Source organism: Marinitoga sp. 1155 (assembly GCF_001021175.1).
GTDB lineage: Bacteria > Thermotogota > Thermotogae > Petrotogales > Petrotogaceae > Marinitoga.
In genome coordinates this window covers 78,152-93,931 of sequence record NZ_AZAX01000005.1, presented here as the reverse complement: position 1 = coordinate 93,931, position 15,780 = coordinate 78,152, and the positions used below count along the sequence as shown (strand labels likewise).

Annotated in this window: 12 protein-coding genes; 9 read left to right on the top strand and 3 right to left on the bottom strand. The window is 26.1% G+C overall.

Annotated features, from left to right (window positions below):
- Window positions 1-20: 20 nt before the first annotated feature.
- Window positions 21-1,190: an ROK family transcriptional regulator gene (locus tag X274_RS02885; RefSeq protein ID WP_047265301.1), complete on the bottom strand. Its 1,170-nt coding sequence runs from the start codon at window positions 1,188-1,190 to the stop codon at window positions 21-23.
- Between the two features lie 311 nt (window positions 1,191-1,501).
- On the opposite strand from X274_RS02885, the gene X274_RS02880 reads away from it, so the two are divergent.
- Genes X274_RS02880 through X274_RS02855 form a run of 6 tightly spaced genes read left to right on the top strand, consistent with a single transcriptional unit; the run spans window position 1,502 to window position 10,580 of the window.
- Window positions 1,502-2,824, top strand: a complete 1,323-nt coding sequence (locus X274_RS02880; RefSeq protein WP_047265300.1) for an extracellular solute-binding protein — start codon at window positions 1,502-1,504, stop codon at window positions 2,822-2,824.
- Window positions 2,825-2,884: 60 nt separating this feature from the next.
- Window positions 2,885-3,766, top strand: coding sequence for a carbohydrate ABC transporter permease (locus X274_RS02875; protein WP_052913143.1), 882 nt, complete (start codon window positions 2,885-2,887; stop codon window positions 3,764-3,766).
- Window positions 3,759-4,592 (top strand): carbohydrate ABC transporter permease, encoded by an 834-nt coding sequence (locus X274_RS02870; protein ID WP_047265298.1) that lies wholly within the window; start codon window positions 3,759-3,761, stop codon window positions 4,590-4,592. The genes X274_RS02875 and X274_RS02870 overlap by 8 nt, the downstream gene beginning before the upstream one ends.
- Before the next feature lie 27 nt (window positions 4,593-4,619).
- Window positions 4,620-7,757, top strand: a complete 3,138-nt coding sequence (locus X274_RS02865; protein ID WP_047265297.1) for an alpha-mannosidase — start codon at window positions 4,620-4,622, stop codon at window positions 7,755-7,757.
- Between the two features lie 41 nt (window positions 7,758-7,798).
- Entirely contained in the window at window positions 7,799-9,379 is a 1,581-nt protein-coding gene (locus tag X274_RS11455) for a hypothetical protein (RefSeq protein ID WP_052913142.1), read from the top strand.
- Between the two features lie 46 nt (window positions 9,380-9,425).
- Complete coding sequence (locus tag X274_RS02855) at window positions 9,426-10,580, top strand: hypothetical protein (protein ID WP_047265296.1); 1,155 nt, start codon at window positions 9,426-9,428, stop codon at window positions 10,578-10,580.
- 57 nt (window positions 10,581-10,637) lie between these two features.
- On the opposite strand, the gene X274_RS02850 is transcribed toward X274_RS02855, so the two are convergent.
- Together X274_RS02850 and X274_RS02845 are read right to left on the bottom strand one after the other, a co-directional pair.
- The gene (locus tag X274_RS02850) at window positions 10,638-11,294 is read right to left on the bottom strand and encodes a hypothetical protein (RefSeq protein ID WP_047265295.1); all 657 of its coding nucleotides are present in this window, start codon (window positions 11,292-11,294) and stop codon (window positions 10,638-10,640) included.
- Between the two features lie 55 nt (window positions 11,295-11,349).
- Window positions 11,350-12,489, bottom strand: a complete 1,140-nt coding sequence (locus X274_RS02845; protein WP_047265294.1) for an MFS transporter — start codon at window positions 12,487-12,489, stop codon at window positions 11,350-11,352.
- A 160-nt stretch (window positions 12,490-12,649) separates the two neighbouring features.
- Between X274_RS02845 and X274_RS02840 the strand changes: the two genes are divergently transcribed.
- From X274_RS02840 to X274_RS02830, 3 genes are all read left to right on the top strand, one after another.
- The gene (locus X274_RS02840; protein ID WP_047265293.1) at window positions 12,650-13,315 is read left to right on the top strand and encodes a hypothetical protein; all 666 of its coding nucleotides are present in this window, start codon (window positions 12,650-12,652) and stop codon (window positions 13,313-13,315) included.
- 176 nt (window positions 13,316-13,491) lie between these two features.
- Window positions 13,492-14,460 (top strand): LacI family DNA-binding transcriptional regulator, encoded by a 969-nt coding sequence (locus X274_RS02835; protein WP_047265292.1) that lies wholly within the window; start codon window positions 13,492-13,494, stop codon window positions 14,458-14,460.
- Window positions 14,461-14,516: 56 nt separating this feature from the next.
- Window positions 14,517-15,731: an ABC transporter substrate-binding protein gene (locus X274_RS02830; RefSeq protein WP_047265291.1), complete on the top strand. Its 1,215-nt coding sequence runs from the start codon at window positions 14,517-14,519 to the stop codon at window positions 15,729-15,731.
- The last annotated feature ends 49 nt before the right edge of the window (window positions 15,732-15,780 follow it).

Here is a 15,780-nt window from a genome sequence, read left to right as displayed (position 1 = left end):
TTCGCATATTTTAAGTATTTTTATTTTAATAGAGTTGATATTATTTCCATAAAAGCTCTTGTAGCTCCACCTAATGAAATTGACATGTTATAAATTCCGGATTTTTTTATTTCTGGCATAGGATGATCTTTAATTATATTTTTTGTTAGTTTTTCAATATCCTTTGAAAAATCGTCTTTTACGTTTATTAAGTCTCCACCAATAATTATCAAATTTGGGTCTAATAGATAAATGATATTAGAAATAATTAAAGCAATATAATATTCAACTTCATTTAAAACTTTTAATGATATAGTATCTTTCCTTTTTACCCCATCGATAAAGTCAGATATCTTTATATCTCTTTCCTTTAATATTTTAGAATAAAAAGGACTTTTATGAGAATAATGACATATTAAATTTAATATAGATAATTCTCCCCCATACTTTTCAAAAGGTGTTGCTTTCTTATTTTCATTTAAAAATAAAAATTTACCAACCTTTCCAGCTAAACCATTTATACCTCTATAAATAGATTGATTTAATATTAATCCAGCACCAATTCCTTCAACCATTAATAAATAGACAAAAGAGTTGTAATTTCTTCCGATACCATACCAAAATTCTCCAAGAGCAGCAGCATTTGCATCTTTTTCAATAAATGTAGGTATACCAAACCTTTTTTCAAATTCAAGTTTTAATTCATATTTTTTATTATCTAAAAAATATGGAACATTGTATATGACTCCTTCTTCTGGATCTACTGGTCCCGGTATTCCTATACCAATTGCACTAACGTTAATATTCTTTTTTTGAGCCCATGAAAGCAATGAAACAACAGAATTTTCAACATCTTTTAAAATATCTTCAATGGATTGTATTTGATAAAACTTATGTTTTAAATGTTTTAAAAGGTTTCCGGATAAATTGTAGATTCCTGCAGTAAAAGATTTCCGTTCAAATTCAATGCCTATAACATATAATGCATCTGAATTTACTTCTAATAAGATTTTCTTTCTTCCAACTCCTCCAGAAATCTTATCACTTTCTATAATAAGATTTTTCTTTTTTAATTCTGAAACAATATTGGAAACAGATGCACGTGTGAGATTAAGAATTTGAGCAAGATCACTTCTTGATATAGATTGTTTTCTAATTAGTGTGGAAAAAAGTTTAAATTTTGTTTCGGAGTTTGAATATATAAAGTTCATTTTTTCACCTCGATTATAGTATGAAGAAATTGAAATGCTTTTAAATTCATACTATATTATAACATAAAAAAATCATAAGCTTTTTTAATAAAATAATTTATATTCGTTTTTTGGTAATTTAAATTAATAATAAGAAGAAATTAACAATTTTATTTCTTAAATATATTTAATCAAATTTGATCTCTTTTTATAACCGCAAATGAGAAATAAATAATTTGACTTTTAAATCAAAAGGAGTTATAATAAATTGTAATTAGTTAATTAAATTAATTAACTAATTACCTAATATTTTTTAATAGGAGGGATTTTTCGTGAAAAAGATTATGTGTATATTTGTTTTTATTATGTCTTTATCTTTTTTTAATTTTTCATTTGCAAAAAATATTGTTGTAAGCGAAGATTTAGTTGGAAATCCTAAGGCTGAAATCACACTTACATGGGCAGCACTCCCGCATTATTCATTATCAAACCCATATCAACAAAGAGCTGATTATTTATTTGAAGCTGCTGAAAGATTTGCGAAAAAAAATCCAGAAGTAAAAATATTACCAACTTTATTAACAGGTGATGTTGCAACACAGGTAATGAAGCTTCTTCAACAACAAAATCTTGGTAAAACCCCAGATATAGTACAAATTGATTCTTTTTATTTACCGGTGTTTAAAGATAAGTTGCAAAATTTAAATAAATACATAACCAGAACAGAATTTGATGACTTTTTGCCTTATGTAAAAAAGGGAATTGTAGATAAAGATGGAAATATAAAAGCAATATGGTTTACAACAGATGTAAGGGTTTTATTTTATAGAAAAGACTTAATAAAAACGCCGCCTACAACATGGGATGAATTGATCACTGTAGCTAAAAATATTTCTAAAAAATATAGAATGACAGGATTTTTATTTCCAGCAGGAAGAGGAGAAGGAACGTCTATATGTAATTTTCCATATTTTTGGGCTCAAGGTGGAAAACTTGTTGATGAAAAAGGAAGACCTGTATTTAATTTAGGGCCAAATAGAAAGTATATGATAAATGTATTAGATTTTATAAAAAGATTAGTTGATGAAGGAGTTTCTCCAAGAAGAGTTGTTAACATAAAAAGCGAATCTGATGTTAATGGTGATGTTATTGGAAACAATGTAGCGATGTTTATAGGTGGAAATTGGCAAATAAAACAATTATCAGAAGTTATGGGTGAAGAAGAATTTGCGAAAAAATGGGATATTGCTCCTTTGCCTCAATTTAAAAAAGGTATGAAAGCTACAAGTGTTGGTGGTTGGACATGGGGAATAACTACTGACGATCCAAAAAAACAAGCAGCTGCTATTAGATTTATAACAACTCTTTATTTTGGAAAAGAAGGTATGGCCGGTTGGACAAAAAATGCTGGATATCTTCCAACAAGAAAAAGTGTTTATAAGGAATTCAGTTATTACTCTGAAAATCCATGGATGGAAAAATTATTAAAAATTGCAGAGGATGGATATGTTAGACCAGGTTATCCAATATATCCAACAATCTCAACGGAATTTCAAGTTGCTATTGCCAATGTAATAGAAGGAAAACAATCTCCTGAAGAGGCTTTAAACAATGCGTGGGCAGAAGTTATGAAAAAATATAATGAAATAAAATAATAAAATTTAATACAAATGGCCCTTGAAAGTAAGGGCCATTTGTATATGGGGGTGAAAATCTTGAAAAAAAGAAATTTTTATATATATATTACTCCGCTTTTTTTGATTTTATCAGTGTTTTATTTAATTCCTATTTTGGATGTTTTTAAATATAGTTTTACAGACATTAGATTAGGTGAAAATCAATATTCTTTTACATTTTCTTCTTATTTTAGCGTTTTTTCAGACTTAAATTTTTGGATAATGTTAAAAACTACATTGTTATTTGTTTTTTTGAGCATTATTATTCAAATTTTTTTAGGTATTTTAATTGCAGCTTTAATCGATGAAGGAGAAAAAAGAAATTTAAAAGGAACATTAATTCTTAGGACTGTTGTATTAATAGCTTGGGTAATTCCTGGAGTAATAATTGGAATTATATGGAAGTTATTTTTAACAGAAGCGAATTATGGCATCTTTAATTATTATCTTATGTTAATTTTCGGGCATTCTTTTCCATTTCTTTCAAGCCAAAAGTTAGCGATTTATTCAATTATAGTTGCTAATGTATGGCGAGGAACAGCTTTTTCTATGATTATGCAATATGGCGGTATTAAACAAATACCTTATGAATTATATGAAGCTGCTGGTATAGATGGTGCATCAGGTATTAAAAAGTTTTTTTATATAACACTACCTCAATTAAAGCCTATGATTTTTATTAATACAGTTTTGGTTACAATTTATACATTTAATACATTTGATATGATAATGGCCTTAACTGGCGGAGGCCCTGGAAGATCCACGGAAGTTATTTCATTAAATATTTATGATACGATTTTTGGGAAATTGAATCTTAGTAGAGGATCAGTTTTAGCAGTGATTTTATTTTTCATAAATTTAATTATATCGATATTTTATTATAAGATGGTAATTTCTAAAGGTGGTGTTGAAAATGATTAGAAATAAAAAAGGTGATATTTTAATATATATTGGATATTTTATAATTTTTTGTTTTTTTCTACTTCCATTATTATGGATTTTTTCGATTTCTTTAAGACCTTTAAGCGAAGTTTTTAGATATCCACCCACATTAATACCAAGGAAAATAGATTTGAATAATTATGCAAAAATATTAAAAGATAAAAATATTGTTTTTTACTTATATAATTCATTTAAAATAACAATATTTACAGTTTTAGGAACCTTGGTGGTTAGTATTCCTGGAGCTTTTGCTTTTTCAAGATATAGGTTTAAATTTAAAAAAGTAATTCTATTTTCAATATTACTTTTTCAAATGATATCTCCATTGATAATAGCTATTCCTTTGTATAATTATTTTAATAAATTACAATTATTGGATACTCATTTAGGTGTTATTTTAGTTTATATTGCGATACAAATTCCATTTACAGTTTGGTTATTAAAAGGAACAATAGATAGTATTCCTATAAGTATAGATGAAGCTGCAAAAATTGATGGATGCACTGATTGGCAATTGCTTTTTAAAATAATACTTCCACTTGTTACTCCGGGAATTTCAACAGCAGTAATTTTTAATGCAATATCAAGTTGGGGGCAATTTATTATACCCTTTATATTATTGAGTACAAGAAAATTATTCCCAATATCGTTAGGTATATATAACTATCAAGCTGGTGGCGAGGCTATAACTATACACTTGACAGCAACAGCAAGTATTATAGCAACCCTTCCAACAGTAATACTATTTATTTTATTACAAAAGTTTATTGTAAGTGCTTTAACAGCTGGTGCGGTTAAAGAATAAAAAAATTTGTACAAGGAGGTTTTTTGAGTGATATCAACAATATATGTGCATATTATTTCACACACACATTGGGATCGTGAATGGTTTTTAAATAGTGAATATACAAATGAATGGTTAATTCCTTTTTTTGATTCTCTGTTTGCTTTATTGGAAAAAGAAAAGACATATCGTTTTATTTTAGATGGTCAAACATTGATAATAGAAGATTATCTTCAACAATTAGCGGAGAAGAATATGGATGTTACTTCATACAAAGAAAAATTAAAAAAGTATGTACAACAAAAAAGATTATTTATAGGACCATATTATTTGCAACCAGATTGGCAGCTTACAAGTGGAGAAGCTTTAGTAAGGAATTTATTAATTGGGCATCAAATTTCAGAAGAATATGGAAATGTTATGAAAGTAGGATGGTTGTTAGATAATTTTGGTCAAATTTCTCAGGCGGTACAAATACATAAAAAATTTGATATTAAGGGTCTTTTTCTATGGCGTGGTGTTGAGATGGAACCAACTGATATTAATTCTGAGTTTTTATGGGAAAGTCCGGATGGAAGTCAGATATTATCGGTTTATCTTTTAAGTAGTTACAGAAATGCTATGAGATTAGGCGAATACAAAGAAATTTTCAAAGAGAGAATCGAAAATGAAGTCAAAAAAATATATCCTTTTGCAACTACGCCGAATGTATTGTTAATGAATGGATATGATCAGGAAATGAAACCAGATAATTTTTTTCCTGCATTAAGAAATACAGAATTTTCAGATATAAAAGTCAAACAAAGTACTCCTGAAGAGTATATAGAAGAAATTAAAAAATATTCTCCTAAATTAAAAGTATTAAAAGGAGCACTTTATAGTGGAAGATTTATTTCTGTATTTCCTGGTGTTCTTTCATCACGAATGTATCTAAAATTGTTAAATCATAGATGTCAAATTGAGTTAGAAAAGTACACTGAACCTTTTTCAACTATCAATTGGTTGTTTACTGGTATGTATGAAAAAGAAAAAATTGAAAATAGCTGGAAGATGTTATTGAAGAATCATCCGCATGATAGTATTTGTGGTGTTAGTATTGATGATGTTCATATAGATATGGAAAAAAGATTTGAACAATCGTACTCTTTATCAAAAGAAGTTTCTATGAATTCATTAAAACAAATAGTTTCGTATATCGATACATCTTTAGAAGAAGATCCTTATATTATTTTTAATAATATGCCTTATAAATTACAAAATAAAATTATTACTTTAAAAACAGATGAAAAAAACTTTTATATTTTGGATTCACATAATAATTATATACCCTTTCAAAAAGGAAAAGATGGCAAAATATTTATTTTGCTAAATGAAATTCCAGCAATGGGATACAAAACAATTTATCTCAAAAGAAAAGATAAAAATTCAAAGATAAAATATTTGAATTATGATAAAGTGGTCACGAAAAAGAATATAATAGAGAATAAATATTTGAAAGTTATTCTAAATTCTAATGGTACATTAGATTTAACAGATAAAATAAATAATTATACGTATAATAATTTATGTACTGTAATTGATGAGGCAGATGCTGGTGATGAATACAATTATTCTTATCCCGAAAAAGATGTAATTATTACAAATAATAAAAATAAAGCTAAGATAGAATTTATTGAAAAAGGCCCTCTTAAGGTTGTTGTTAAAATTAGTTTAAGTTTGCTTTTACCTGAATCATTAACAGAAGATAGAAAGACAAGAACTAAAATATTAAGGGAAATGCCAATTATTCATTGGGTTATTGTAGAATCAAATTCTCCTGTAATAAAGATTAAAACAGAAATAAAAAATACTGTTAAAGATCATCGTTTAAGAATTTTATTTCCTACAGAATTGAATTCAAAGCATTCTTTTGCCGGTTCTCAATTTGATATAATGAAAAGAAGCATTAAACAAAAAAAGTTTGATGATACTTTGATACCGGATAATGTAAAAAGGATAATCATTGGTGCTAGAGAAAATAAACCAATAACAGCATTTAATCAACAATATTTTGTTGATATAAATGATGGAGAAAAGGGAATTTCTGTTTTAAATAAAGGTTTGACTGAATATGAAATTTTACCTGAAAAAAATACTATAGCTCTAACTCTTTTTAGAGCTGTAGGATGGTTGGCAAGAAATGATTTATTAACAAGAATAGGAGATGCAGGTCCGATAATATTTACACCAGATGCTCAATGTTTAAGAAAAATGGAATTTGAATATGCTATTTATCCTCATAAAGGTTCTCATGTTGATGGTATGTCATATTATAAAAGCCTTGAGTTCAACATAGAACCATTAATTGTCAAAACTGATAATCATATTGGAATATTAAAAGATGAAAATAATTTTTTTGAGTTAATATCTGAAAATAATTCATTACAGCTATCTTCTTTAAAAATTGCAGAAAAAAATGATGGAATAATTATTAGATTATTTAACACGCTTGATAAAAAAGTCTCTGGAAAAATTTCAACTATTTTTAAAATCAAAAATGCTTATATAACAAATTTATATGAAGATAATATTGGAAAAGTAGAAATTATCAGCAATAACGAGATTTCTTTTAAAGCAGAACCAAAAGAAATAGTAACTTTTAAATTAGATTTTGATATGAAGAATATTATAAAGAATAAAAATATGAATTCTTTTTATTTTAAAATAATTAATAGAGATTTTGAATTAAATATTGATAAAGATTTTCAATTATACGAAAGTGTGCCTTTAATATTAAAAGAAGATATAGAAAGCGAACAAAAAAGAATGAAGATTATAGAAAAAAAATTAGAAGAAGCTAAAAAATTGGCAAAAAAGCTTGAAAACAAATTAAGGGATATGAAGAATTCTGATAAATTTATAGAGATACAATATGAATATCATAAAATAAAAAATGAAATAATGTCTTATGAAAGGGCTTTTTTGGAAGCTAAAATATCTGTAATTTTATCTCAAAAAAAATATCTTGAAACTTATAAAAGAAATACAGAAGATTTTCTTCATCAGATAAAAAAAATTAAATCAGAATTGAGAGATTTGGGGTATTTACTAAATAACGCTAGAGTTAATAAACGTGTATATGAATATATTTATGAGTATTATTATCAAAAATATAAAAGCTCTAAAAATATTGAAAGCAAAGATTAGTTAAAAATTTGATAATTATCAGAATTGAAAGGTGGGAAATGGTGAATCAATTATATTTATCTAAATTTACTAATTTAATACCTAACTATAAAGATATTCATTTATTACCTAAAATAATAAAAAAGATGTTTTTTGATGAAAGATTAAGAAAAAAATTTGATATAATTTTAAAAGATGGGGTATTAATAGATCAGCATGCAGAATTAGGGAAAGATGTTGTAATAGAGTCCGGAGCAGCAGTTTTAGGTAACTCAAAGATTTTAAAAGGTAAGATAAAAAAAGGAGCTATAGTTATTGATTCAATAATTGGAAAGATTGATGCTAATCCAAATAGTTTGTTTTATTTAGTTGAACAATTAAATGATAAAGAAGTTTCAGCAAAAAAAGATGAAATGATTTTAGATTTAATTATTTTAAAAAATGAAATAATAAAAAAAGTAAGATTAGTTTTAAAAAAATGGGAAGATTTAAATAGTAAAAAATTTATTATAGATGGAGAAGAAATGCTTTTTGATGCTATAATCTCATTATCAAAATTTAAAAGGGATTATATTAATGGTACTAGTTATGACTTTCGTAAAGTTTTATTTAATATACCCGTAAAAGATTTATTTGAAAAAAATAGTATTTTAAAAAGATATGAAAAAAATCCAATATTATCACCAATTCCAAAAAACAACTGGGAATCAAAATTGGTTTATAATCCTGCTGCACTTAGAATAGACGGCATACATTACATAGTTTATAGAGCTTTTGGAAATGATCATATTTCTAGATTTGGTTTAGCATGGAGCAAAAACGGTTTAGATATTGATGGGAGATTAGATTTTCCAATTTTCATTCCTACTACAGAATATGAAATACCAAAAAACGAAAAATTAAATGAAAGGAAACGTGAAAGAGGTGGTGTAGAAGATCCTCGTCTAACAATAATAAATAAAAAGATTTATATGACTTATACGGCCTATTCTGATAAAACTCAAATTGCATTAGCTTCTATTGATATAAAAGATTTTATTAATCTAAAAGATATTTCGAAAAACGAAATTAAAAACAAATGGACAAAACATGGACTTTTGTTTCCTAATATCTATGATAGAAATGCTGTCTTATTTCCAGAAAAGATAAATGGTAAACATGCATTATTACGCAGACCAATGATATCTAAAACGAAAAATATTGCTATTAGTTATTCAAATAAAATTGAAGAAATATGGAATAATGATTTTGTGGATGTTTTGAAAACTAGAAAAAACAAATGGGATTCAGAAAGAATAGGTGCGGGACAGATTTTGCGAACTGTACATGGATTATTATTGATTTATCACGGAGTTGGAATTAATAAAGGCAGAAGGAGTTATATGTTAGGTGTAGCTCTACTAAATCCAAACAATCCATCAGAAATCCTTTATCGTTCAAAGAAACCTATATTTTTACCAGAAGAAGATTATGAATTATATGGTTGGGCACCAAATGTTGTATTTACTAATGGAATAACTATGAAAAATAAAGATTCAAATGAAATAATAAAAGATAAAGATGAACTTTTATTTTATTATGGCGGAGGTGATAAAGTAATCGGAGTTGCATCTGCAAAGTTAATGGATATATTAAGTTCCTAATATTTATAACAGAAACTAATAAAATTATATAGAAAGAAGGATAGATATGAAATTTGCTATCGTTATAAATACTTATATAAGAGTAAATGAAAATCTTGTAGATAACTTTGATCATCCAACACCATTAAATGAATTTGAACAAAAAAACACATTGTATAAAACAATAAAAAGCATTAATAATTTAAATATGGATGAAAATGATGAATTAAATGTTTATATTTTTTCAATAGCAGCACATGAAAATACTTCTCACGATGATGAAATCAAAGAAAAAACAGAAAAAATATTAAAAAAATTGAAATTCAAATATTATTTATATACAAATACAGACATAAAAAAGTACAGAGAAAAATACAACTCAAATTTCTTTTCAACAAAAGGATATTCTGAAATAAGGAATCTTGGTTTTATATTCCCTACTATGAATAATGAAGATATTATTATACAAATAGATGATGATGAATTATTAAGAAAAAATTATATTCTAAAAGCTAAAGAAATTTTGACAAAAAATCTTGATAAATATTTAATAACTGCTCCCTATGAAAAAAATGGAACAATAAGAATTTTAGGAAAAGATATTTTAAAAAATTGGAGAAAAAATGAATCTATGGATAAAGATATTATTCGATTATCTAAAACTAATGATTTAAAAGAAGCTATATTTGGTTTTGGTGGTAATATGATAATACGAAAAGAATTTGCTCAAAAAATGTTTTACCCTTTAGAAATACCTCGTGGAGAAGATTTTGCATTATTATTAGCATCACGATTAATATATGAAAATGGAAATGAGTATGCAGGAATAAAGCCAAAAGATCCTATATTTAAAACATATTATAGCCCGGAAAAGGATATTACTATTATTCATGAACCACCATATGTTCCAAGTAAAAATTTTATTTTTTATGTTGAAAAAAATTTAAAAAGATTTATTTTAGAGTGGTTGATGATTAAGGGGCAGAATAAACTTAAATTTGAAGATTTGAAAAAATATTCGATATACATATATGAAATGATAGGGTACGAAGATTTTAAGTCGAAAGTTAAAAAAATACTTTCGGAGTTAAAGTCTAAATATGATGTTACAATATTAGAAAAAGATATTTTTGATTATTTTGACGAACATTCTAAAATAAATAGATTCGAAGAGTATAAGAAAAAACAAAAAGAGTATATTGATCTATTACGCATATTATGAACCATTTTAAACCCTATTTAAAACAGTCTCTTGCAAAAAGCAAGAGACTGTTTTTGTTTATTCTATTATTCTTTTCCATTCTGAATCATCATCAAAAATTATTTCCCAGATTTTTCCTTTAACAAATCTAAGTAACTCTGCATCTTGAATTTCAATATCAACATTATAAAAATCAAAAGGCTTTATTTCAATATTTTTTTCTTCATATTTTAAATAACTTTTTCTATTAATTCTTATTGCTTTTCCTGAATAATCAATACCCCAATAACGTATTTTAAATTCTCTAATAGTTTTACTCGAAACATTTCTTAAAACAAAGTGTATGTACTTTTTTTCTTCTGTTTTAACAACCTTTGCACCTATAATCCTTAATGGTTCTTCTTCATTATCAAAAACCACTAAAGTTGCTATCTTGCTTTCACCTAAAATATTTCTATCAATATTCTTAGCAACAACTTTTAAATAATATATATATCCTTTTTTTTCTCCGGAAATCAATACGTCCTTATATTCTGTAATAAAAGTCATATCTGTTTGTATTTCTTCATTTTTAAATTCTAAATAATATAAAATTGATCCATCATAAGAAATATCAAAATTCCATCCTATCTTATGTTCGATATAATATGTATTAAAATTTTTAAAACTTATATTTTGAGAAAACGTTAATACAACAAAAAACAATACAAAAAAATTAAAAAATATTTTTTTCATATTATCACCTCCATTATTATTATACTCTTTTTATAAAAAAATAAAAAAAGAAGCATCATGCTTCTTTTAATCCTACATATGTTATTATAGAATTTAAAAATAATACAATAAAAGATATTAAAAAAACAATTTCATACGAAAATTTATAAGCTATATAACCTGCAAGGATTGGCGTAAATATTTTTGAAAACAACTGAATACCATTGAAAAATCCCTCATATCTCCCAAAATTAATAGGTGCATATTCCTGTTTTAATGGTTCTTTAGATGAAATCCATAATATAAACCCTATTCCCAAAAAAACATGTGATATATAAAAAAACATCCAACCTTTAAATAATAATAGCAAATAAAATAAAGACATTATAAATGTACCAAAAATTAACGTATTTTCTACATTATACTTTATATACTTTTTCCATATAAACGAAGATACAACAGTCGCTGAAAAAACAACTTCATATATTAACATTATTTTTGCATCACCATTCAGGTTCTCTTTCACATAATATGATATTATTAAATAACTCCCAAAACCAAAATTAGCAAAAAATATTATCTGATTTAACAAAACCGTGATATACTTTCTTAAATTTGGTTTGTGTATATGAACATGTTCTTTGTGTAAATCACTCCCGCTTTTAACATAAGGTAATAATTTCAAAATAGATATTGCATATATTATATTTAAAATAGACACTGTTAAAAACACACTTTTATAAAATATTATAGAAGTCTCATCTGGTTTCATAAAAAGTATTAATGGTATAAATAAAATTACTTTTATTCCTTCAGAAATCAATGGTAACAAAAAATAAAAAGTATTTCTTTTATCTGGTGGAATAATAGCTCTTTCATACATGCTCACAAGTGGCCAAAAAATATCTATACTTCCTATTATAATCTGAGCTATTAAATATGTATAGGGGTTATATGCAAAAGATAACAATGCACTTCCAATGGCAAATAATAGTCTTCCAAAAGCTAATCCATAATTTGGAGATTTCTTCTCAAAATAATGCCCTAATATAAAAGTTAATATAGCTTGAACTCCATACACTATAGAAAATATTAAACTAGTTTCATATATATTTAATCCAATTTTATTAGCAAACATGGGAGAAATCAATATTATAATAAAGGAAAATGCTGGAATCGAATTAAAAATTAAATATCTTTTTAAACTTTTTTCCACATCAACACCTCACAATTTGAATTTATTTAGCTTTACGAATTATTATATATTATTTTTTAAAAAAAATCAATAAATTAAATTGTATTTCTCATTATTTATGATATAATTTAATTGGTGAACAATTAACATAATAAATAAAATTTTTGAAGGAGGGGATTTTATGGATAACAACATTGTATTATGGACTGGAGTGGGATTAGGAGTATTAGCTTTACTACTTGGAGGTATTTTTTTATATCACACTTTAACATATCCTTTTAAACCGCTTGATATTGATGGCGTAAAAATTGCAGAAATTCCTAAAGAGGCCGTTATTGAATTTAAAAAAGCTGGTAAAGGACCTGAATTAAAACAACTTAAAAAAGAAGGATTTCTTTTATATTTTGATGGAATTTCAGAAGGCGCCCCAGGTATGGGATCAGTCATGTATAATCAAGCAGAACAGGATGCGAGAGAACAATTAGCAAGATATTTAAATTCAGTAGTTACAAATTTCCAACAAAGAGCTCAAGGAGTTTTACAGAGTTCATCCCAGGGTACAGATAAAGATAAAGTTGTTGCAGTTACTAATAGCGTATTTAAAAATGTAAGTTCTAATTTTGCAAAAACTATTCAAACTGGTGCCGAAGTTGTTGCAAAATACTATGTGATGAAAGCAGGAAGAATAGAATATCATTCCGTGTTAATATATAATCCAAAAACCGCATTTTCATTATTACAACAGCAATCTTATTTAATCGAACAATTGGGAGAACAGGGAAAAGAATTTTATGAAAATCTAAATAAAGTTTTAGAAGAAGCATTTAAAAACACACCTGTAAAGTAATTAAAAAAACACCCTTGAAGGGTGTTTTTTTTAGTTTTTTTAAAATTTTTTTAATTAATTATTGCTAATAAAATTTAATTATTTGTCATAACCAACAAATATAAAATATGGTGATTTGGATTTTATTATTTTTTTGTTATAATATTTATGTAATCGATTACATACGAGGTGATAATATGAACATAAAAGACATAGCTTCTTTGGCTGGAGTTTCTGTAGCAACAGTTTCAAGAGTAATAAATAATTCTCAAAAAGTTAGAGAAGAAACAAAAATGAAGGTACTAAAAGTTATAAAAAAATATGGTTATGAACCAGATTACAGTGCAAAATCATTAAGAAAAAGATCATCAAATTTATTTGGCATATTAATGTTGAGAACAGAAATGCCAAAAAATGATTCATATACTAATCCTTTTTTAAATGGTATTTTAGAGTATTTTTTTCATAATAGTTTAAAATTAATTGTTGATTCTCATTCTGATAAACATTGTATTGATCAGTATAAAAAATTAATTAGAAGCAATTTAGTAGGTGGTTTTTTTATAACAGATTTAGAAGATGATGATGAAAGAGTTGAGTTTTTTAATTCAATTAAATTTCCTTTCGTTGTAATAGGACGCAACAATAAAAATAATTTTCATTTTGTTGATCCAGATAATGAATTAGGTGGATACTTAGGAATTAAACATTTAAAAGAAGTTGGATGCAAAAATATCTTATACATTAGCGGTAACTTGGGGCCAGCCGTAACTTATCAACGTTTAAACGGAGTATTAAAAGCGAAAAAAGACTTTGATGTGAATATCGATATAATATACGGTGATTTCAGCAGAAAATCTGGTTATGAAATAATAAAAAAAGCAAATTTTAAAAATTTTGATGGTATCTTTTGTGGTTCTGATTTAATGGCTTATGGTGTATATGATTATATGAATGAAAAAAAATATTATTTACCTTTAATCGGATTTGATGACTTACCATCATCAAAAATATTAAAAATTACTTCTATTAATCAAAATATATATAAAGTAGGATATAACGCAGCAAAAATGCTTCATGATTTATCTTTAAGAAAAGAAGTGAAAAGTATTATTATTCCTGTTGAAATATCAAAAAGGGAAAGTACACTAAGGTTCTTAAAATGAACTTTAGTTTATAAAAAAATGTAATCGATTTCATTACTTTAAAAGGAGGGTTTTTCATGAAAAAGGTATTATCTTTATTATTGGTATTTTTCATTGTATCATCGTTATTTGCAGTAACAACTATTAAAATTTCAGGATGGCCTGGAAATCCTGATGAAGAAGCAGCTATTAAGGCGGGGGTTAAAGAATTCAATTCAACACATAGCAATATCCAGGTAGTTTGGGAACCAATTCCTGGAAATTATTTGGAAACTTTAAAGACACGTTTATCTGCCGGAACTGCTCCTGATATTTTTTATGTTGATGTTTACTTTTTTCAAGAATTTGCTTCCAAAAACGTTTTATTACCGTTAGACTTATATATAAAAAAAGACAAGTTTGATTTAAATGATTATTTCTCTACATTAGTTGATGCATTTAAATTCAATAACAGAATTTATGGTATTGCAAAAGATTTCTCAACTTTAGCTCTATACTTTAACAAAGAAATTTTTGATAAATATGGGGTATCATATCCTACTAATAATGATACATGGTTTGATTTATTGGATAAAGCTTTACAGTTAAAAAGAAAAGGTTTTAAAACACCTTTAGTTTTAGCTGCAGATTTTAACAGAGTTATTCCTTTTATTTTAGGGGCTAATGGTAGATTGGTAGACGAAAATTTAAATACTACTCTAAATGAACCTTCTTCCAGATTTGGAATCAAGTTTTATATTGACCTTGTAACAAAGTACGGTGTTGCTTTTGAGCCACAAGCTGTTGGAGCAGGTTGGATTGGAGAAGCATTGGGAAAAGAAAAAGTTGCTATGGGAATGTCGGGACCATGGACATTGGGATTCTTAAAGGGATCTTACCCTGATGTATATAAAAAAATGGGTATTGTTGAAATGCCTTCATTAATAAAAAAATCAACTATGGTTTATACAGTTTCATGGTCTATAAATAAAGAATCAAAACATAAAAAAGAAGCATGGGAAGTACTAAAATTTCTGGTTACAAGAGGTCAAGAAATTTTTGTTGAAAAAGCTGGTGTTCTTGCATCCAGAAAAGATTTAGCTTCTAAAGATACAGACCCTATGAAAATACCTTTTTATAAAGGTGCAGAATATGCTCATCCATGGAGTGTTCCAACACCTACAGGGATTTTTTCTGTTGCTAATGATCAAATTAATTCTAGATTAAAAGATTTATTCTACAATAAAATAACATTAGATGAGGCTCTAAATCAGATTAAAAAGAATTATCCTCAATGGATTAGTGGTCAATGATTTAAAGGGGGATATCCCCCTTTAAATTTAAAGGATGGTGATATTTATT